At 66.8% G+C, this 18454-nt stretch carries 17 protein-coding genes and 1 pseudogene; 6 read left to right on the forward strand and 12 right to left on the reverse strand.

What is annotated here, in order from left to right; all coding sequences use genetic code 11:
• The first annotated feature begins 186 nt into the window (after window positions 1-186).
• Complete coding sequence (locus C167_RS0105995; RefSeq protein WP_017517354.1) at window positions 187-1926, forward strand: SulP family inorganic anion transporter; 1740 nt, start codon at window positions 187-189, stop codon at window positions 1924-1926.
• Here C167_RS0105995 and C167_RS35435 read toward each other — a convergent pair.
• Both C167_RS35435 and C167_RS35440 read right to left on the reverse strand, forming a co-directional pair.
• Window positions 1894-2775 carry a methyl-accepting chemotaxis protein gene (locus C167_RS35435; protein WP_416775252.1) on the reverse strand — a complete coding sequence of 294 codons (882 nt, stop codon included), beginning with the start codon at window positions 2773-2775 and terminating at the stop codon, window positions 1894-1896. The genes C167_RS0105995 and C167_RS35435 overlap by 33 nt on opposite strands.
• Window positions 2749-3879: pseudogene (locus tag C167_RS35440) on the reverse strand (HAMP domain-containing protein); the annotation flags it as partial. The pseudogene C167_RS35440 and the gene C167_RS35435, both read right to left, overlap by 27 nt.
• A 259-nt stretch (window positions 3880-4138) precedes the next feature.
• Here C167_RS35440 and C167_RS0106005 point away from each other — a divergent pair.
• Window positions 4139-4513, forward strand: a complete 375-nt coding sequence (locus C167_RS0106005) for a hypothetical protein (RefSeq protein ID WP_017517356.1) — start codon at window positions 4139-4141, stop codon at window positions 4511-4513.
• 24 nt (window positions 4514-4537) lie between these two features.
• Here the strand turns inward: C167_RS0106005 and C167_RS0106010 are convergent, their stop codons facing one another.
• Both C167_RS0106010 and C167_RS0106015 read right to left on the reverse strand, forming a co-directional pair.
• Window positions 4538-5146 carry a flavin reductase family protein gene (locus tag C167_RS0106010; RefSeq protein WP_017517357.1) on the reverse strand — a complete coding sequence of 203 codons (609 nt, stop codon included), beginning with the start codon at window positions 5144-5146 and terminating at the stop codon, window positions 4538-4540.
• Between the two features lie 65 nt (window positions 5147-5211).
• A complete protein-coding gene (locus C167_RS0106015; RefSeq protein ID WP_017517358.1) occupies window positions 5212-5490 on the reverse strand; it encodes a hypothetical protein in 279 nt (92 codons plus the stop codon).
• Between the two features lie 152 nt (window positions 5491-5642).
• Here C167_RS0106015 and C167_RS0106020 point away from each other — a divergent pair, with 152 nt between their 5' ends.
• A complete protein-coding gene (locus C167_RS0106020; protein WP_017517359.1) occupies window positions 5643-5990 on the forward strand; it encodes a GFA family protein in 348 nt (115 codons plus the stop codon).
• A gap of 137 nt (window positions 5991-6127) precedes the next feature.
• Here C167_RS0106020 and mnmH read toward each other — a convergent pair whose 3' ends face one another.
• Together mnmH and selD are read right to left on the reverse strand one after the other, a co-directional pair.
• A complete protein-coding gene (gene mnmH / locus C167_RS0106025; RefSeq protein WP_017517360.1) occupies window positions 6128-7228 on the reverse strand; it encodes a tRNA 2-selenouridine(34) synthase MnmH in 1101 nt (366 codons plus the stop codon).
• Window positions 7228-8262 carry a selenide, water dikinase SelD gene (gene selD / locus C167_RS0106030; RefSeq protein WP_017517361.1) on the reverse strand — a complete coding sequence of 345 codons (1035 nt, stop codon included), beginning with the start codon at window positions 8260-8262 and terminating at the stop codon, window positions 7228-7230. Before selD ends, mnmH begins: the two co-directional genes overlap by 1 nt.
• Window positions 8263-8369: 107 nt before the next feature.
• Between selD and C167_RS0106035 the strand changes: the two genes are divergently transcribed.
• From C167_RS0106035 to C167_RS0106045, 3 genes are all read left to right on the forward strand, one after another.
• Complete coding sequence (locus C167_RS0106035; protein ID WP_017517362.1) at window positions 8370-9407, forward strand: patatin-like phospholipase family protein; 1038 nt, start codon at window positions 8370-8372, stop codon at window positions 9405-9407.
• Between the two features lie 79 nt (window positions 9408-9486).
• The gene (locus C167_RS0106040; RefSeq protein ID WP_017517363.1) at window positions 9487-9723 is read left to right on the forward strand and encodes a type II toxin-antitoxin system ParD family antitoxin; all 237 of its coding nucleotides are present in this window, start codon (window positions 9487-9489) and stop codon (window positions 9721-9723) included.
• Window positions 9720-10046 carry a type II toxin-antitoxin system RelE/ParE family toxin gene (locus C167_RS0106045; protein WP_026078832.1) on the forward strand — a complete coding sequence of 109 codons (327 nt, stop codon included), beginning with the start codon at window positions 9720-9722 and terminating at the stop codon, window positions 10044-10046. The genes C167_RS0106040 and C167_RS0106045 overlap by 4 nt, the downstream gene beginning before the upstream one ends.
• 72 nt (window positions 10047-10118) lie before the next feature.
• On the opposite strand, the gene C167_RS0106050 is transcribed toward C167_RS0106045, so the two are convergent.
• From C167_RS0106050 to kdpF, 6 genes are all read right to left on the reverse strand, one after another.
• Window positions 10119-10811 carry a response regulator gene (locus C167_RS0106050; RefSeq protein ID WP_026078833.1) on the reverse strand — a complete coding sequence of 231 codons (693 nt, stop codon included), beginning with the start codon at window positions 10809-10811 and terminating at the stop codon, window positions 10119-10121.
• Window positions 10812-10851: 40 nt separating this feature from the next.
• Complete coding sequence (locus C167_RS0106055) at window positions 10852-13509, reverse strand: sensor histidine kinase (protein ID WP_017517366.1); 2658 nt, start codon at window positions 13507-13509, stop codon at window positions 10852-10854.
• 150 nt (window positions 13510-13659) lie between these two features.
• On the reverse strand, window positions 13660-14208 hold the full coding sequence (gene kdpC / locus C167_RS0106060) for a potassium-transporting ATPase subunit KdpC (RefSeq protein WP_017517367.1): 549 nt from the start codon (window positions 14206-14208) through the stop codon (window positions 13660-13662).
• Between the two features lie 203 nt (window positions 14209-14411).
• Complete coding sequence (gene kdpB / locus C167_RS0106065) at window positions 14412-16472, reverse strand: potassium-transporting ATPase subunit KdpB (protein ID WP_017517368.1); 2061 nt, start codon at window positions 16470-16472, stop codon at window positions 14412-14414.
• A 12-nt stretch (window positions 16473-16484) separates the two neighbouring features.
• Window positions 16485-18179, reverse strand: a complete 1695-nt coding sequence (kdpA, locus tag C167_RS0106070) for a potassium-transporting ATPase subunit KdpA (protein ID WP_017517369.1) — start codon at window positions 18177-18179, stop codon at window positions 16485-16487.
• Between the two features lie 8 nt (window positions 18180-18187).
• Complete coding sequence (gene kdpF / locus C167_RS32250; protein ID WP_009618573.1) at window positions 18188-18277, reverse strand: K(+)-transporting ATPase subunit F; 90 nt, start codon at window positions 18275-18277, stop codon at window positions 18188-18190.
• Window positions 18278-18454: the final 177 nt, after the last annotated feature.

Consider the following 18454-nt stretch of genomic DNA (forward strand, 5'->3'; position numbering starts at 1 on the left):
CATACAAGCGAGCTTGCTCGCGAACCGGCCCAGCTCCGCCCCCGCCGGGAGGCACATTCGCGAGCAAGCTCGCTCCTACAAGTCACCGTCCTCACTTCCCTGCTCTAACTCGATGATTTCCGACAAGCCCTGTTGAGCCTTTCCGGCTAGGATTTCCCTTGGTCGATTCCAAGGAAGATCCCCCCGATGTCCCTCGCCCGTTGGCTGCCCGGTCTGGACAGCCTGCTGCATTACCGTTCCGACTGGCTGCCGCGCGATATCCAGGCCGGCCTGTCGGTGGCAGCGGTGCAGATTCCCACCGCCATCGCCTATTCGCAGATCATCGGCTTCCCGCCCCAGGTCGGGCTCTACGCCTGCATCCTGCCGATGCTGATCTACGCCGTCGTCGGCAGCTCACGGCAGTTGATGGTCGGCCCGGACGCCGCTACCGCCGCGATGGTCGCCGCGGCCATTACGCCATTGGCCGCCGGCAATCCGGAGCGCCTGCTGCAACTGTCGATGATCGTCGCCGTACTGGTGGGCGCGCTGTCCATCGCCGCCGGTGTCGCCCGCGCCGGCTTCGTTGCCAGCTTCCTCTCGCGGCCCACGCTGGTGGGCTACCTGAACGGCATCGGCCTGAGCCTCATCGCCGGCCAGCTCGGCAAGATCCTCGGCTACCACAGCGAGACCAGCGGCTTCATCCGCGGGCTGATCGCCCTGGCGCGCAACCTCGCCAATACCCACTTCCCCACCCTGGCACTGGGCATCGGCACCCTGGCGCTGATGGTCCTGTTGCCGCGCCGCTATCCGAAGATTCCCGGCGCGCTGGTGGGCGTACTCTTCGCCTCGGTCATCGCCGCTCTGTTCGGCCTGGACCAGTACGGCATCAAGCTGCTGGGCGAAGTGCCGCAGGGCCTTCCGCACCTGAGCTGGCCGAAGACCAACTACGAGGAGCTGGGCAGCCTGTTCCGCGATGCCATGGGCATCACCATCGTCAGCTTCTGCAGCGCCATGCTCACCGCGCGCAGCTTCGCCGCTCGCCACGGTTACGCCATCGACGCCAATCACGAGTTCATGGCATTGGGCATGGCCAACATCGGCGCGGGGATTTCCCAGGGCTTCGTCATCAGCGGCGCGGACTCGCGCACCGCGGTGAACGACATGGTCGGCGGCAAGAGCCAGATGGTCGGCGTGGTCGCCGCGCTGGTGATCGGCCTGGTCCTGCTGCTGTTCAGCAAGCCGCTGGGCTGGGTGCCGATGCCGGCGCTGGGCGCGGTGCTGCTGATGGCAGGCTGGGGGCTGATCGACTTTCGCGCCCTGCGCGGTTTCTGGGCGCTGAGCCGGTTCGAGTTCGGCCTGTGCGTACTGACCACCGCCGGCGTGCTCAGTGTCGGCGTGCTGCCGGGCATCTTCGTCGCCATCATGCTCGCCCTGCTGCGCCTGCTGTACCTCACCTACCGCCCGCACGACGCGGTCATGGGGTGGGTGTATGGCATCGACGGCCAGGTGGAGGTCGGGCAATACCCCAACGCGCATACACTGCCGGGCCTGGTGATCTACCGCTTCGACGCGCCGATCCTGTTCTTCAACGCCGACTACTTCAAGCAGCGCATCCTCGAGGTAGTGACGCAGACGCCGAATGCGCGCGCGGTGCTGCTCAATGCCGAGGGCATCCTCAACCTGGATATCAGCGGCCTGACGACGTTGCGGGAAGTTCAACAGACCCTCGATGCGCAGGGCGTGCACCTGTCGCTGGCGCGGGTGACTGGCGAAACCCTGGCGATGATCAAGCGCTCCGGCGCCCTGGGCGAGGTGAAGCCGCCGCTGGTGTTCAGCTCGGTGCGTGCGGGCGTCAATGCCTACCGGCGCTGGCACCAGCAGCGCAAGCGCGAGCAGGCGGCCAGCGCCCGGGCGTCACAGGCGGAACTGCCCGACCAATCCCTGTAGTTCACGGCTGAGCTGCGCCAGCTCGACGCTGGAAGACGCGGTGGACTCCATGGCCTGCGCCGACTCGTCGGCGATGCCACGGATACTGCTGACGCTGCGGCTGATCTCCTCGGCCACCGCGCTCTGCTGCTCGGAAGCGGCGGCGATCTGCTGGTTCATCTGGTGGATCACCGCCACCGCCGAAGCGATAGTGCCCAGCGCAGCCTCGGTCTGCACCGCGTCGCCCACGGTCATTTCCACCAGGGCGTGGCTGCGCTGCATGCGCTGTACCGAAGTGCTGGCGCCGTTCTGCAGGGCGGCGATCAGCGTCTCGATCTCGGCGGTGGACTGCTGGGTGCGCCGCGCCAGTGCCCGCACTTCATCAGCGACCACGGCGAACCCCCTGCCCTGCTCGCCCGCCCGCGCGGCCTCGATGGCGGCATTGAGCGCCAGCAGGTTGGTCTGCTCGGCAACGTTCTTGATCACATCCAGCACGCTGCCGATGCTCTGGCTCTCACGGCCAAGCTGCTCGATGCTCTGGGTGGCCGCGCGCACGGCCTCGGCCAGTTGCTCGATGCGGCCGAGCGTCTGGCGCACCACATCCTGGCCGCTGGCCACCTTGCCGTCGGCCTGTTCGGCGGAGGTGGCGGCCTCCTCGGCATTGCGCGCCACATCATGGACGGTGGCGGCCATCTGGTTCATCGCCGTGGCGACCTGGTCGGTCTCCGCCTTCTGGCTATTCACCCCGTGCTGGGTGCGCTCGGTGACGCTGGACAGCGCCTGCGCCGAGGCGGAGATACGCCCCACGCCGTCGCTCAGGCGACTGACGATGGCCCGCAGGCTGTCCGCCATGCTGCCGACCGCGCCCATCAGCTGGCCGACTTCATCCCTGCGCCGAACCTCCACGCTCACGCTCAAGTCGCCCTCGGCAATGCGACGTGCCATGCCGATCACCTGGCGCAGCGGGCGAACGATCATCCAGGTGATCAGCAGCGAAGCCAGCGCGCCCACCAGCAGTGCCAATGCCGCCGAAGCGATGATCAGCAGGGTGTTGGTGCGCAGCTGGGTCTGCATGGCCGCACGCTGGGCGGCGTAGGCGTCGTCGACCTGCCGCATGACCTGGGCCGCGCGCTCGTTCATCTGCGCGTGGACCTGCTTCTCCTGCTCGAGGCTGGCGGTGTAGTCGTCGAGCTTCTCGACGAAGGCGTTGATGTTGGTGATGACATCCTTGAGCACCGAGACGTAGGTCGGGTCGGTGATGACCTCCTGCAACTTGGCGGACAGCTCCAGCGCCTCGGCGGCGGACTTGATGCGGCCACCCTCGGCTTTCTCCTCGCCGGTCTTTTCGTCACCGCCCGCGTCCAGGCGCGAGCGCGCCTCGTCCAGGCCCTGCAGCACCAGGCGATAGAGCTGGCTGACCTGGGCGGCCTGCTGCAACAGTTCCTCGCCCTTCTGGCCCTGGGAGTCCTTGAGCTCGTAGGCACCGTCATCGGCCAGGCTGGATTGCAGGATGTCCAGGCTGTTGGACGCACCGTTCACCGACCAGGTGGCGGCGTCCAGCGACAGGCGCCGGCTCTTGCTGGACTTCTCGAACTTCTCGAACGCCGCCAGGTAGTCGGCAATGCCCTGCTCCACCTGCTGCATCGCAGCGGCCTCGCCCGCCTGGGCCTTGAGCCGCGCCACCGCCTCGCCGAGCATCCCGGCGTGCTCGCGCAGGCGCTTGGCGGAGGCGTCGCTGGCATCGATGACGAAGTCCTTCTCGCTCTGGCGCATCTCCAGCAACTCACGGTTGATGGTCGACATGTCACCGAGCAGGTCGAAGCGCTGGGCAATCGTCCGTAGCGCGGTCACGCCGATCGCCGCCACCACGGCGGTCAACAACAGCACCAGGCCGAAGCCGATGGCCAGTTTCTTCGCCGTTCCCATATCGGCCAGACGACGCTGCACGAAGGCAAACATGGCTTCTCCCCCCATCCGCAATGGCGTTGCAGGAAATCCCCGAAGGTCTCCTGATCGTTATCGCTGCTTTTGGCCGGAACATTAGGAGTACCGCCCACCGACTGGATAGAGGGCGCGACGGTGATGGCACGGTGATGCTGCACAGAGATACGCGGAGGTCGCATCCAGAACACTTAACAGGACTTTCCTCGCGCGGATACGGAAACTGCCGACAGCAAGCTGACAGCCCGACCGCTCAGATTCCGACACCTGACTGTCCCTATCAGGTGCTCGGATGAATGCCTACTACCAACTGGTTCTACAACGCCCGCTGGCGGGATTCGCCTACCCACTCCAACTGCCGGAGCTGTATCGCGAGCAGCGCCGCCTCGACCCATTGCTGCTGGCTCGCGGACACATGCCGATTCGCAGCTTCGTCTGCCCGCTGGCCTGCGATGAGGTCAAGGGCGAATGGCTGGACTGCTGGTTCGATGCCCAGGCCGGCTGGCGCCTGGTGCATGGCATCGTCAGCCTGATTCATGGCAATGCGCTGGTACTCGACCGCCGCGACGAATTGCTTTCGGAACTCTTCGCCCTCGGCGAGCGGCTGGACGTGGCGCACATGGGCGGCATCCACTGGCATCTCGGCCTGGAACTGGAGTTCGCCTGACGCCGCAGCGCCAGGCACACGCACTTACCTGGGGCGAATCATGCTGAAGGTATCGCGGGTGTAGCTGTACTGGGTGCCGCCCAGGCGGCCCACCAGATCCAGCTTCGCCGGGTCGACGTGGCGCTCGTCCTGCATCACCGACTCGTCGATGTGCGCCAGCAGCACGCGGGCGAAGATCAGCATGCTGGAGGGGTTCTGTGCCGGGTACGGCATAATTTCCGTCAATTCACATTCGAAGGCCACCGGCGCACCCACGATGCGGGGCGGCGCCACGCGTTCACTGGGCACGGTGGCGATGCCGGCGTGCTCGATCTCGCTATCACCGTGAGGCAGCCAGGCGGCGGTGGCGTTCATGGCCTCGGCCTGGGCGGCGCTGACCAGGTGGATTACCAGCTCGCCGGTTTCGCGCACATTGCGCAGGGTGTCCTTGACGCTGCCATCCTCCCGCACGCTGGTGTTGACCAGCAGGGTCGGCGGCGAATCGCTGATGACCTGGAAGAAGCTGAACGGCGCGAGGTTGCTCTGGCCGTCCGCGGACAGCGTAGTCACCCAGGCGATCGGCCGCGGCGTGACGGTGGAGGCCAGCCAGCGGTAGGCCTCAGCCTTGGACAGTTGAGTGAAGTCGAGTTGCATGTCGAAATCCGGGCGATGCGATAGGGAAAGCGCGGGCCGCTTCACGCGGCCCGGCGGTGCGCGGTTCAGCGGCCGGCGCGGGATTCCTTGATGTAGAAGCGCGCGCGGCTGGCCTTGTCGGAGCAACCGGTGTAAGCCTCGACCTGCTGCTGGGTCTTGGCGGCGGTCAGCAGGCCGACGGCCTTGGAGTAGCTGACGGTGCCGGCGAAACCTTCAGCCTTGGCCAGGTCCAGCTCGTGCCAGGCGGCGTCCAGCTGCGAAGCACAGCTGTCGCGGTTGACGGTCTTGCCCGAGCAGCCGGCGACGGCGAGCAGCAGGGCGATGATCACGGGAATGCGCGGCATGACGAAACTCCTGGAAGTATTCGGGGGTGAATCCAGCTTAGAACGCGGCGCAAAGGCCTGCCGGACGGCGCCGCAGTATGCCACCGGACGGACGGCGTTCAAGCGACTACTACACTGTTTGCCCACGGGTTAACCCGGCGAGGAGAAGGACCATGGTGCACCAGGGCAGCTGTCATTGCGGGCAGATCGCGTTCGAAGTGGAAGGGGATGTCGGTGACGTCGTGTCATGCAACTGCTCGATCTGCCGGCGCAAGGGTTCGCTGCTGTGGTTCGTACCGCGCGGCAAGCTGAAGCTGACGACTCCTGAGAGTGCGATGAGCACCTATACGTTCAACACCCACCGCATCGAGCATCGTTTCTGCCCCACCTGCGGCTGTGCTCCGCTGGCCTACGCCAGCGCGCCGGACGGCACGCCGATGGCGGCGATCAACGTGCGCTGCCTGCCCGGCGTTGAGCTGTCGGGGCTGACGGTGAAGGAGTATGACGGCAAGAGCCGCTGATTCCGCTGCGGCGTTGAGGCGATCGCGGACAGAGTCCGCTCCTACAAAAGCCGGATGCAGTCAGGTGCCCATAGCGCCGAGCGCTTTGTTTGTAGGAGCGAAATCTGTTCGCGAGCAAGCTCGCTCCTACAAAAGAGCTAACGCTCCGCGCGGAACCTCAGATACTCCACCACCTCGTCCTGCGTCCCACGGAACTCCACGCGCTCGCCCTTGCTCTCGCGCTGGAAGGCGTACATCGGGTCGTAGTACTCGCCCAGCAGCCCCTCGATCCACCCCCGGTGCAGGTCCACCGCGCCGCTGCGCTTCTGCTCCTCCAGGGCCGCATCCATGATCGCCGCCAAGCGCTGGTAACGCTCGCCTCCCAGGCGCTTGACGATGCCCGACAGGCTCTTGCGCAGGTAGGCGGCGAAAGAGTCGAAGCCACCCTCTTCACCCACCACTTGCACATGGTCCGCGCACAAGTCGACCACGTAGTCCTTCAGGATGCGCTCCACGCGCTGCTCGAAACTGTCTTCCAGCCACACCAGCGGATAGTGCTGCATGCCCTGGTAGAGCTCCAGCGGCACCGAGCAGCTACCGACGATGCGCCCCTCGTCTTCCAGCACGAACTGCTCCATGCCGGCGTGGCGCTTCTTCAGGATGTCGATGGCCAGGCGGTTCTCGAAATCGATCTGCGCCGGCTGCGGCGTAGCGCGACGGCCGAAGGCGGAGCCGCGATGGTTAGCGTGGCCTTCGAGGTCCAGGCTGTTGGCCAGTTGGGCAATGACCTCGGTCTTGCCGGTGCCGGTCAGGCCCCCCACCAATACGAACTGGCATTCCTCGACAGCGGCGCGGGTGGTGTCGAAGAGGAAACCGCGCATCGCCTTGTAGCCACCGACCACGCGCGGGTAGTCGATGCCCGCCTCGGACTTCAGCCACTGCTGGGTGATCTGCGAACGCAGGCCGCCACGGAAGCAGTACAGGTAGCCCCCGGGATTGGCCCTGGCGAAGTTCGCCCAGGCCTCGATGCGTTCGGCCTTGAGCTTGCCGCAGACCAGCTCGTGGCCCAGGGCGATGGCCGCCTGCTGGCCGTGCTGCTTGTAGCTGGTGCCGACCTTCTGCCGTTCGATGTCGTTCATCAGCGGCAGGTTGACCACGTTGGGGAACGCACCCTTGCCGAATTCGACCGGGGCACGCACGTCCATCATCCTCACATCACACAGGAACAGCTCGCGGTAGTGGCGGGTGTTGTCGCGCATCACGCCACCTCAACCGCGTGACGCTGTCGGCCAACCAGTTCGCCGATGGACGACAGCTCCATGCCCAGCTCTTTCGCCGTGGCGAGGAACTGCGCCTCGCCTGCAGGCTCCACCGCCACCAGCAGGCCGCCGCTGGTCTGCGGGTCGCACAGCAGCAGCTTGTGCAGTTCGGGCAGCGGCGCGATGCGCTCGCCGTAACTGTCGAAATTGCGCAGGGTGCCGCCCGGCACGCAGCCGGCTTCGAGGTAGTACTCGACGCTGGCCAGACGCGGCACGGCATCGTAGCGGACGCGGGCAGTCAGGCCGCTGCCGTCGGCCATCTCGACCAGATGGCCGAGCAGGCCGAAACCGGTGACGTCGGTCATCGCCTTCACGCCCCCGAGCTTGCCGAAGCGCGCGCCGGGCTTGTTCAGGGTGCACATCCAGTCGCGGGCGACGCCCACGTCCTCGGCGCGCAGCTTGGCCTTCTTCTCGGCGGTGGTGAGGATGCCGATGCCCAGCGGCTTGGTCAGGTACAGCTTGCAGCCGGCAGTGGCGGTGTCGTTGCGCTTCATGAAGCGCTTCTCGACCATGCCGGTGACCGCCAGGCCGAAGATCGGCTCGGGCGCGTCGATGGAGTGGCCGCCGGCCAGCGGGATGCCCGCCTCATCGCAGACCTTGCGACCGCCGGCGATCACCTCGCGGGCGATTTCCGGCGCCAGCACGTTCACCGGCCAGCCGAGGATGGCGATCGCCATCAGCGGGTCGCCGCCCATCGCGTAGATGTCGCTGATGGCGTTGGTGGCGGCAATGCGGCCGAAGTCGAAGGGATCGTCGACGATCGGCATGAAGAAGTCGGTGGTGGACACCACGCCACGCTCGGCGTCGATTTCGTAGACGGCGGCGTCATCGCGCGAGGCGTTGCCGACCCACAGCTTGGGGTCGAGGTTCTGCGCGCCGCTGCCCGCGAGAATGACCTCCAGGACCTTGGGAGAAATCTTGCAGCCACAACCGGCACCATGGCTGTACTGGGTCAGGCGGATCGGTTCGCTCATCAGGAGGCTCCGGCAGGGAAATCAAACGGCGATTCTAGCAAAGCCCGGCTTGGCGCGGCCGCTGCCCCCGGCGTATCGTCGCAGGGTTCGTCACGCGGAGTTGCCCCATGTCAAAACAGATCGCGCTGGTACTCGGTTCCGGCGGCGCGCGCGGTTATGCGCATATCGGAGTGATCGAGGAGATCGAACGACGCGGCTATGAAGTGGTGTGTATCGCCGGCTGCTCCATGGGCGCGGTGATCGGCGGCATCTACGCCGCCGGCAAGCTGGGCGAGTACCGCGACTGGGTGGAAAGCCTGGACTACCTCGACGTGCTGCGCCTGCTCGACGTCAGCTTCCGTCTCGGCGCCATTCGCGGCGAGCGGGTCTTTGGCAAGATCCACGAAATTCTTGGCGAGATCGACATCGAACAGCTGCCGATTCCCTACACGGCGGTGGCCACCGACCTCACCAACCAGCAGGAAATCTGGTTCCAGGAAGGCTGCCTGCACCAGGCCATGCGCGCCTCGGCGGCAATCCCCAGCCTGTTCACCCCGGTCATGCAGGGCACCCGCATGCTGGTTGACGGTGGCCTGCTCAACCCGTTGCCGATCGTCCCGGTGGTCTCGACCCACGCCGACCTGATCATAGCGGTCAACCTCAACGCCACCAACCAGCGCCAGTATTCGCTGCCGGTGATCGAGCGCCCGGCAGCGCTGAAAGGCCGCTTCGACTCGGTGATATCCGGGCTGTCGAACAAGCTGAGCTTCTTCCGCCGCGGCGAAGTCGAGCCGCCACCCGAGCTGATCGCCGACGCCCTGCTCCACCCAATTCCGGCGGCTTCCGAAGAGCCCGCCGAGCCGGAAATGCAGCAACCCGCCGCCGCCCCGCAGGCGATGGGCTCGCCGCGCTCGGCCACCGGCAGCCACGTAATCGACAGCAGCAGCCCGGCCTCGCTGCTGGAACTGGTGAACCAGAGCTTCGAGGTGATGCAGACGTCGCTGGCCCAGTACAAGATCGCCGGCTACCCGCCGGACATCCTGATCAACGTTCCCAAGCGCGTGTGCCGCTTCTTCGAATTCTACAAGGCCCCCGAACTCATCGCCCTCGGCCGGCAGATCGCCAGCGATACGCTGGATCGGTATGAGGCGGAGAATCCGTATTGACCGACCAGCGGAAGGCTTTTGCCACGCGAGGTAAACGGCGTATGCTTTGGCAAATTTTGCCATTTCCAAGAGAGCCGGCATGAGCACGATGAATATTTCCCTGCCTGAAGCATTGAAAGGCTTCGTCGATGATCAGGTCAGCCAACGCGGCTACGGCACCAGTAGCGAATATGTACGCGAGCTGATCCGCAAGGACCAGGACCGCCAGCACCTGCGAGAGCTACTTCTGGCCGGTGCTGCATCCGAGCCAGGTGAAGCCGTGGATGATGGTTACTTCGAAGCGCTGCGTGACCGCGTGCGCAGGCGCGATTCGTGAAAGCTCGCCCGGTCAGACCCCGGGCCATAGCCCGGCGGGATGTCGCAGAGTCCTTGGAATACTATCTGAGCGAAGGTGGCGAGAAGGCCGCCTTCGGCTTCATTGACGAGCTACAACGCGCCTATCAGTTGATTGCACGAAACCCCTCAACAGCCTCTTCACGATATGCCCACGAACTGAACATTCCAGGCCTGCGCAGTTGGCCTCTGAAACGCTATCCACACCTGGTGTTCTTCATTGAGCGAGCCGACCACATCGATGTCTGGCGAGTGCTTAATGGCAAACGGGATATCGCCGACTGGCTGCTGACCAACGAAGGCTAATGTCGCAACTCGTAGGAGCGCCCCATGGGCGCGATCGTGAGCATTGCCCGCGCAGCAGAGGAATGCGCGAGGTCAGGCCTCGCGCAAGCGGTAGCCAACACCAGCTTCAGTGACAATGAAACGCGGTGTCGCCGGGTCGTCAGCAAGCTTTTGGCGGAGATGGCCAACGACCACCCGCAGGTAATGCGTGTCCTCGGTGTGCGTCGGCCCCCAGATATCCTTGAGCAACTGCTGCTGGGTCACCACCCGGCCGATATGTCGCGCCAGGGTCGACAGTACGGCGTACTCCTTGCGGGTCAGCGAGACTTCCTCGCCATCGAGCAGTACGCGACGATAGGAGAAATCCACGCTCAGCGGGCCGACCGCAACCACCGCTTCCTGCGTCTCGCCGCTCGCCCCCTGGCGCAGGAGCACACGGATGCGCGCGAGAAACTCCTGGATGCCGAAGGGTTTGGTCACGTAGTCGTTGGCGCCGCTGTCCAGCGCCAGCACCTTCTCGCTTTCGCTGGCGCGCACCGAGAGCACCAACACCGGCACCTGCGACCACTCGCGCAGCTCACGCAACACGTCCTGGCCGTCCTTGTCCGGCAGGCCGAGGTCGAGCACCACCAGGTCCGGACGGCCCAGCGCGGCCTGGGCCAGGCCCTCCTCGCCGGTGCCGGCCTCCAGCACCTTGTAACCACCGGCGCTGAGGCTGATGCGGAGGAACTTGCGGATCTGCGGTTCGTCGTCGACGACCAGGATGGTGGCAGCGCTGGCGTTCATTGGGAGCCCGGACTGACTGGGGGCGTCCAGCTTGAGCCTTTCAGACAGCAGCATCAAGTTGCTCCAGGTCCGGCTGCTGCTGCAACGGCAGGTGCAGCACAAGGGTGGTGCCGCGCCCATCAATGCCGTCCTCGACGGTGATCCGACCGCCATGGGCGCCGACCATGCCCTGGCAGATCGCCAGGCCCAGCCCGGTGCCCTGCCCACCGCGGTCGCCGCGCGCAGCGGTGTAGAACATGTCGAAGATCTTCTCGCGCTCGGCCGGCGGAATGCCGGGCCCTTCGTCACTGACCAGGAAGCGCAACTCGTCATCGCCCTGCTCCACCGCCACCCGCAGGCGGCCCTGGGGCGGCGAGAAGCGCGCGGCGTTTTCCAGCACGTTTACCAGCGCCTGTTCGATCAGCGCGGCGTGCACATGGAGCAGCGGCAGTTCCGGCGGCACACGGGTTTCCACACGGTACGGGGCAACCACCGCGCGCAGGCGACTGAGCGCGCTGCCGACGATGTCGCCGGGCGACACCCAGTCACGGGACAGCTTCAGGCCGCCATGGCCGAGGCGGGTCATGTCCAGTAGGTTCTGGATGTAGCGGTCCAGGCGCTCGGCCTCGTCGCGGGTGCTTTCCAGCAGTTCGCGGCGATCCGGCGGCGGGATTGCGTCACCCAAGGCCAGCAGGCTGTCGATGGCGCCGCGCATGGAGGTCAGCGGCGTACGCAGGTCATGGCTGACGGAGGCCAGCAGCGCGCTGCGCAGTTGTTCGGTTTCGCCATGCAGGCGCGCAGCTTCCAGGTCTTCCGCCAGACGCGCACGGGCCAAGGCCTGCGCCAGCGGTTGACCGAGAGCAGCCAGCAGGCGGCGGCGCGACCCGAACAACGGTTGCGAATCGCGTGGGCTGACGCCCAGCAGCGCCAGCGGGCCGTCCTCGCCGGACAGCGGCCACCACCACCAGCGCCCGCCCGGCAGCGTGCCGGTGCCCAGGCCGGCGGGCTGGTCGTGCTGCCAGGCCCAATCGGCGGCGGCGCGCTCCTGGTCTTCCAGCGCGCGATTGAGGCCGCCCTCGGGTTTCCACTCGCCGTTGACCCGGCCGAGCAGGCAGATATCCAGGCCCTCCCAACCGCCGAGTTGCTGCGCGGCGGCAGCCATCACCGCCTGGCGGTCGGTGGCGGCGGTCAGCTTGCGCGACAGTTCGAGCATCTGGCTGGTTTCTTCCTGCGTCTCGCGCAGCGCCTGCAATTGTCGGCGCTGGCGGGCCGCGAGGTTGCCGGTGAGGCCGGCCATGAGCAGGAAGAACAGCAGGGTCAGCACGTCCTCTTCGCGCTGGATGGAGAAGGAGAAGTGCGGCGGGATGAACAGGAAGTCGTAGGCCAGGAACGACAGCACCGCGCAGGCCAGCGCCGGGCCGAGGCTGCTGCGTACCGCCACCAGCAGCACGGCGGCGAGGAATACCAGGGAAATGTTCGGCAGCTCCAGCACGCTGGCGACGCCCCAGGCCAGGGCGCTGGCGCAGCCGGCGGCGAGCGCGGCGAGCGCGTAGTTGCCCCAGGGCCACGGCGTTTGCGGGCGAGCCTTGGGTGGCGCGAGGTCGGCCTCGCTGTCGAGCACGCTGATCTCCAGGCCGTCGCCCAGGCGCAGCAGGCGCGCGGCAAGGCCGCCGCCGAACAGCTGGCGATACCAGCGCTGCCGCGAGCGGCCGACCAGAACCAGCGTGGCGCGGCGCTCCTTGGCGTGTTCGACCAGGGTTCGTGCGACCTCTCCGCCGCGCAGTTCGACCACATCGCCCCCCAAACGCTCGGCCAGTTGCTGGGCGTTCTGCAACTGCATGCGCGACTCTTCGCTGCGCGGCTCACCGGTCTCCACGTGCACCAGCGACCAGGGCAGGTGCCGACGCTCGGCCACGCGGCTGGCATGGCGCACCAGGCGCTCGGCGTTGTGCTCGCCATCCACGCCGACCAGCAGACGGCCGCGCACGGCGGGCGCCTCGCTGCCCTGCTGGCGATAACGATGAGCCAGGTCGGCATCCACCCGCGCGGCGGCAGTCTGCATGGCCAGCTCGCGCAGCGCGGTAAGGTTGGTCTGGCTGAAGAAGGCGTCGATGGCGGCGCGGGCCTGCTCGGGCACGTAGACCTTGCCCTCGCGCAGGCGCTCCAGCAGCTCGCGCGGCGGCAGGTCCACCAGCAGCAGTTCGAAGGCCTCCTGCAGCACCCAGTCGGGTACGGTTTCGCGCACCTGCACGCCAGTGATGTCACGCACCTGATCGTTGAGGCTTTCCAGGTGCTGGACGTTGACCGTGGTATAGACATCGATGCCGGCGGACAGCAGCTCCTGAATGTCCTGCCAGCGCTTGGCGTGGCGGCTGCCCGGAGCGTTGCTGTGTGCCAGTTCGTCCACCAGCACCAGCGTCGGCGGATCGGCCAACAGGCCGTCGAGGTCCATTTCCTCCAGGGTGATACCACGGTAGACCGAGCGCTTGAGCGCCTGCTGCGGCAGCCCCGCGAGCAGGGCTTCGGTCTCGGCGCGGCCGTGGGTTTCGACGACGCCGACGCGCAGCTTGACGCCCTGGCGCAGCTGGCTCTGGGCGGCCAGCAGCATGGCGTAGGTCTTGCCGACCCCCGGCGCGGCGCCGAGGAATACCTTGAGGCGGCCACGCCCTACGGGGGGCAGGTCGGCCAGCAGGGCGTCAGCGCGGTTGGGGTCGGTCATGTCGATATCCTCGGGGGCGCTTTCGGCGCTCGCTTGATGGTTTGCCAGGGAGAGCCCCCTCTCCCCAGCCCTCTCCCTTAAGGGAGAGGGAGCGGTCCGCTGCAGGTTGGTGACCTTGTGCATCGACCTGGACGGCTCTGGCGCTGGAGTCTAGCGAGGCAGGCTGGCCAGGGCCATGTTCAGCGCCAGTACGTTGACCACGGCGGGGCCGATCAGCGGGCGCTCGGTGTTCGCCTCCACCAGCTTCTCCAGGCTCGCGGCCGGTACGCCGCGCTCCAGGGCGATGCGTGGCACCTGGTACAGCGCGGCGGCGGGCGGCAGCTGCGGGTCGAGGCCGCTGCCGGAGGTGGTGACCAGCGCCAGCGGCACCGGCTGCGCGCCGATCTGCTGGGCGGCGGCATCCTTGGCAATGCGCTCTGCCAGCGCCGGGTTGCCGGGCGCGAGGTTGCTCGCGCTGCTGGAGACGGTGGCGAAATCACCGGCCGATGGGCGCGGGTGGAACCACTGGGCGCCGTCGAACTTCTGCGCGATCAATGCCGAGCCGCGCACGACACCCTGATCGTCGCGTACCAGGCTGCCGTTGGCCTGGTCGTGGAAAGCCACCTGGGCGATGGCGGTGACGGCCAGCGGATAGGCGACGCCGGTGACGACGCTGAGCAGGGCCAGCGAGGCGATGGCGGGGCGGAGTTGGTTGAGCATGTTGGTGTTCCTCTGTTGGGTTAGGAGCGGGGCTGTCTACCCTCTCCCCCGCCCTCCCCCTGACGGGAGAGAGAGTTGTTCGGAGCATCCGGCGAGCTCCACATTTCCCGATATCACCGGACGGTCCCCTCTCCCTTCAGGGAGAGGGTTAGGGAGAGGGCGCAAGGCACCAACGCCTCCCGTCAGTCGATCAACGAAGCCCGTCAAGCCAGGCCCACGGCGACCAAAATCATGTCGATCACCTTGATCCCCACGAACGGCGCCAGCAGCCCGCCGACGCCGTAGATCAGCAGGTTGCGCCGCAGCAGCTGCGAGGCGTCGCTGGCCTGCACGCGCACGCCGCGCAGGGCCAGGGGGATCAGCGCGACGATGATCAGCGCGTTGAACACGATGGCGGAGAGGATGGCGCTCTGCGGGCTGGCCAGCTTCATCACGTTGAGCACGCCCAGCTGCGGGTAGATGCCGGCGAACAGCGCGGGAAGAATGGCGAAGTACTTGGCCACGTCGTTGGCCACCGAGAAGGTGGTCAGCGCGCCACGGGTTACCAGCAGCTCCTTGCCCACCTGCACCACGTCCAGCAGTTTGGTCGGGTCGCTGTCCAGGTCTACCAGGTTGGCGGCCTCGCGGGCAGCCTGGGTGCCGTCGTTCATGGCCATGCCGACGTCTGCTTGCGCCAGCGCTGGAGCATCGTTGGCGCCGTCGCCGCACATGGCGACCATGCGACCCTCGCCCTGCTCCTGGCGGATGCGTGCCAGCTTCTTCTCCGGCGTGGCCTCCGCAATCACATCGTCCACACCCGCTTCGGCGGCGATGGCCGCGGCGGTCAGCGGGTTGTCGCCGGTCACCATCACGGTGCGGATGCCCATGCGGCGCAGTTCGGCGAAGCGCTCCCGGATGCCCGGCTTGACCACGTCCTTCAGGTGGATCGCCCCCAGCAACTTGCCGTCGGCCACCACCAGCAGGGGCGTGCCGCCGCTCTGGGCGATGCGCTCGATCTCCTTGGCCAGGCTGTCCGGCATCTGCGAGCGATCCAGGCCGACGAAGGCCAGCGCGGCGTCCACCGCACCCTTGCGGTAGACGTGGCCGTCGACGTCGATCCCCGACAGGCGCGTCTCGGCGCTGAAGGCAATTGGTGTCACGCGGCTGCGGTCAGGCTCGGGCAGGATGATCTGCGCGCGGAGGAACTCGACGATGGACTTGCCCTCGGGCGTGTCGTCGGCCAGCGAGGCGAGGAAGGCGCCCTCGGCCAGCTCCAGCGGCTGTACGCCGGGAGCGGTGTGCAGGGCGCTGCAGCGGCGGTTGCCGAAGGTGATGGTGCCGGTCTTGTCGAGCATCAGCACATGCACGTCCCCTGCCGCTTCCACGGCGCGGCCGGACTTGGCGATGACGTTCAGGCGCACCAGGCGGTCCATGCCGGCGATGCCGATGGCCGAGAGCAGGCCGCCGATGGTGGTGGGGATCAGGGTCACCAGCAGCGCCACCAGGAACACCAGCGGCAGGTTGCCGCCAGCGAACAGGGCGAAGGGCTTCAGGGTGACCACCACCAGCAGGAAGATCAGCGTCAGGCCGATCAGCAGGATGTCCAGCGCGACTTCGTTGGGGGTCTTCTGGCGCTTGGCGCCTTCCACCAGCGCAATCATGCGGTCGAGGGTGGACTCACCAGGGTTGGCGGTGATCTTCACCAGCAGCCAGTCGGAGACCAGCCGGGTGTTGCCGGTCACTGCCGAGCGGTCGCCGCCGGACTCGCGGATCACCGGCGCGGATTCACCGGTGATGGCGGCTTCGTTGACCGCCGCCACGCCTTCGATCACCTCGCCGTCGCCGGGGATCAGCTCGCCGGCTTCGACGCGCACCACGTCACCCTTGCGCAGGCTGCTGGCGGCGACTTTCTCGAAGTTGCCGCTGCTGGTGCGGCGCATCGCCTGCAGTCCCTGGGTGCCAGCCTTGAGGCTGTCCGCGCGGGCCTTGCCACGGCCCTCGGCCAGAGCCTCGGCGAAGTTGGCGAAGAGCACGGTGAACCACAGCCATACGGCGATCTGCACGGCAACGAAAGTCGGTACAGCTTCACCACCGACTACGCAGAGCACAGTGGTCAGCACGGCGGTCAGGGCCACCACCAGCATCACCGGCGAGCGTTGCAGCTGGCGCGGGTCGAGCTTGACGACGGCCTGCAGCAGCGCCGGTTTCCACAGGGCGGACAGCGCGGTGGTCGGGCGTTTCTCGACGGCCTTGTTCAAGGCCAGTTCCTGGGTTTTCGCATTCATTGCGACAGCTCCTCAGAAGCCAAGCGTCAGGTGATCGGCCACCGGGCCCAGCACCAGCGTCGGCAGGAAGTTCAGGCCGCCCACCAGCAGGATGGTGGCGGTCAGCAGGCTGACGAACAGCAGGCCGTGGGTCGGGAAGCTGTTGGGGCCGACCGGGGTGGCCTTTTTCGCCGCCAGGCTGCCGGCGATCGCCAGCACCGGGAGGATGTAGCCGAAGCGGCCGATCAGCATGGCCAGGGCGATCATCAGGTTATGGAACGGGGTGTTGGCGCCGAAGCCGGCGAAAGCCGAGCCGTTGTTCGCGGTGCCGGAGGTATAGGCGTAGAGCAACTGGCTGAAGCCATGCGCCCCCGGATTGGTCACCGCCGACGCCGGGCCCGGCAGGCTGGCGGCGATGGCGCCGAGCACCAGCACGCCCACCGGCATCACCAGCAGGGTCGCCACCAGCAGGCGGACTTCGCGGGCTTCGAGTTTCTTGCCCAGGTATTCCGGGGTGCGGCCGACCATCAGCCCGGCAAGGAACACCGCGATCAGCACGAACAGCAGCATGCCGTAGAGGCCCGCGCCGACACCGCCGAAGATCACTTCGCCGACCATCATGTTGAGCATCGCCACCATGCCCGACAGCGGGTTGAGGCTGTCATGCATGGCGTTCACCGAGCCGTTGGAGGCTGCCGTGGTGGTCACCGACCAGAGCACGCTGGCGGTGGTGCCAAAGCGGCTTTCCTTGCCCTCCAGCGGAGCGACCTGCTCCACCGGCAGCGCGCTGAGCGCCGGGTTGGGCTGGTACTCGGCCCACAGCGACGCACCCAGGCCCAGGGCGAACAGCACCAGCATGCAGCCGAGGATGGCGCGGCTCTGGCGCAGGTCCTTCACGTAGTGGCCGAAGGTGAACACCAGCGCGGCCGGGATCAGGATGATCGAGACGACCTCGAACAGGTTGCTCCAGATGGTCGGGTTCTCGAACGGGTGCGCCGAGTTCACGCCGAAGAAGCCGCCGCCGTTGGTGCCCAGCTGCTTGATGGCGATCTGGCTGGCGGCCGGCCCCAGCGGAATGGACTGGTCGGCGCCCTGCACGGTCAGCGCGTGGGCATAGTCGAGGAAGGTCTGCGGCACGCCCTGCCACACCAGCAGCAGTGCCAGCAGCAGGCACAGCGGGATCAGCCCGTAAAGCGTGGCGCGGGTCAGGTCGACCCAGAAGTTGCCCAGGTTGGTCGTCGACTTGCGCGAAATGCCACGGGCCAGCGCCACCAGCACGGCCAGGCCGACGGCGGCGCTGACGAAGTTCTGCACGGTCAGGCCGAGCATCTGGCTCAGGTAGCTGAGCGAGGCTTCGCCGCTGTAGGCCTGCCAGTTGGTGTTGGTGACGAAACTCACCGCGGTGTTAAACGCCAGCGTCCACTCCAGGCCCGGCAGGTGTTGCGGATTGAGCGGCAGCAGCCCCTGCAGCATGAGGATGGCGAACAGCAGCACCAGCCCCACCAGGTTGAACGCCAGCAGGGCCAGGGTGTAGCGCTTCCAGTCCTGCTCGTCTTCGGGGTGGATGCCACAAGCGCGGTAAATCGCCCGCTCCACCGGCAGGAAAATCGGGCTGAGGAAGGTGCGCTGCCCTTCCATCACCTTGTAGTAGAAGCGCCCGAGGAAGGGCGCCGGCACCAGCACCAGCGCCAGGAAGGCAACGATCAGCAATACGTCATGGCTGTTCATGGCCACTCCTAGGAACGGTCGGCGCGCAGCAGCGCCACCAGCAGGTAGATGAACAGTCCCGTGGCCAGGACCAGTGACACACCGTCGAGCACGCTCATGCTTTGTTTCTCCTCACGCGGGCGACTCCATCGCTTGGGCGGCCTTTGCCGCCTGACGGCAATTTTCCGCAAGGAGGGCGTAAAGGAGCGATTCCCGGCCTCGCCGGGCCGCGTAAAGAAGGCGTAAAAAACCGTGCTGGAACTGAGCCCGCGCCTTTGTATCGATACCGATACACA

The sequence above is a fragment of the Pseudomonas nitroreducens TX1 genome (genome assembly GCF_000313755.1).
Lineage (GTDB): Bacteria > Pseudomonadota > Gammaproteobacteria > Pseudomonadales > Pseudomonadaceae > Pseudomonas > Pseudomonas nitroreducens_A.

Coding starts and splice junctions, on each gene's coding strand:
- C167_RS0106015 (WP_017517358.1), bottom strand. CDS start 5,490: ATGCCGCGCATTCCCGTGATCATCGCCCTGCTGCTCGCCGTCGCCGGC.
- C167_RS0106005 (WP_017517356.1), top strand. CDS start 4,139: ATGAATGCCTACTACCAACTGGTTCTACAACGCCCGCTGGCGGGATTC.
- C167_RS0106035 (WP_017517362.1), top strand. CDS start 8,370: ATGTCAAAACAGATCGCGCTGGTACTCGGTTCCGGCGGCGCGCGCGGT.
- kdpA (WP_017517369.1), bottom strand. CDS start 18,179: ATGAACAGCCATGACGTATTGCTGATCGTTGCCTTCCTGGCGCTGGTG.
- kdpF (WP_009618573.1), bottom strand. CDS start 18,277: ATGAGCGTGCTCGACGGTGTGTCACTGGTCCTGGCCACGGGACTGTTC.
- C167_RS0106010 (WP_017517357.1), bottom strand. CDS start 5,146: ATGCAACTCGACTTCACTCAACTGTCCAAGGCTGAGGCCTACCGCTGG.
- kdpB (WP_017517368.1), bottom strand. CDS start 16,472: ATGAATGCGAAAACCCAGGAACTGGCCTTGAACAAGGCCGTCGAGAAA.
- C167_RS0106055 (WP_017517366.1), bottom strand. CDS start 13,509: ATGACCGACCCCAACCGCGCTGACGCCCTGCTGGCCGACCTGCCCCCC.
- C167_RS35435 (WP_416775252.1), bottom strand. CDS start 2,775: ATGGGCGCGGTCGGCAGCATGGCGGACAGCCTGCGGGCCATCGTCAGT.
- C167_RS0106050 (WP_026078833.1), bottom strand. CDS start 10,811: ATGAACGCCAGCGCTGCCACCATCCTGGTCGTCGACGACGAACCGCAG.
- C167_RS0106020 (WP_017517359.1), top strand. CDS start 5,643: ATGGTGCACCAGGGCAGCTGTCATTGCGGGCAGATCGCGTTCGAAGTG.
- C167_RS0106040 (WP_017517363.1), top strand. CDS start 9,487: ATGAGCACGATGAATATTTCCCTGCCTGAAGCATTGAAAGGCTTCGTC.
- selD (WP_017517361.1), bottom strand. CDS start 8,262: ATGAGCGAACCGATCCGCCTGACCCAGTACAGCCATGGTGCCGGTTGT.
- kdpC (WP_017517367.1), bottom strand. CDS start 14,208: ATGCTCAACCAACTCCGCCCCGCCATCGCCTCGCTGGCCCTGCTCAGC.
- mnmH (WP_017517360.1), bottom strand. CDS start 7,228: ATGCGCGACAACACCCGCCACTACCGCGAGCTGTTCCTGTGTGATGTG.
- C167_RS0105995 (WP_017517354.1), top strand. CDS start 187: ATGTCCCTCGCCCGTTGGCTGCCCGGTCTGGACAGCCTGCTGCATTAC.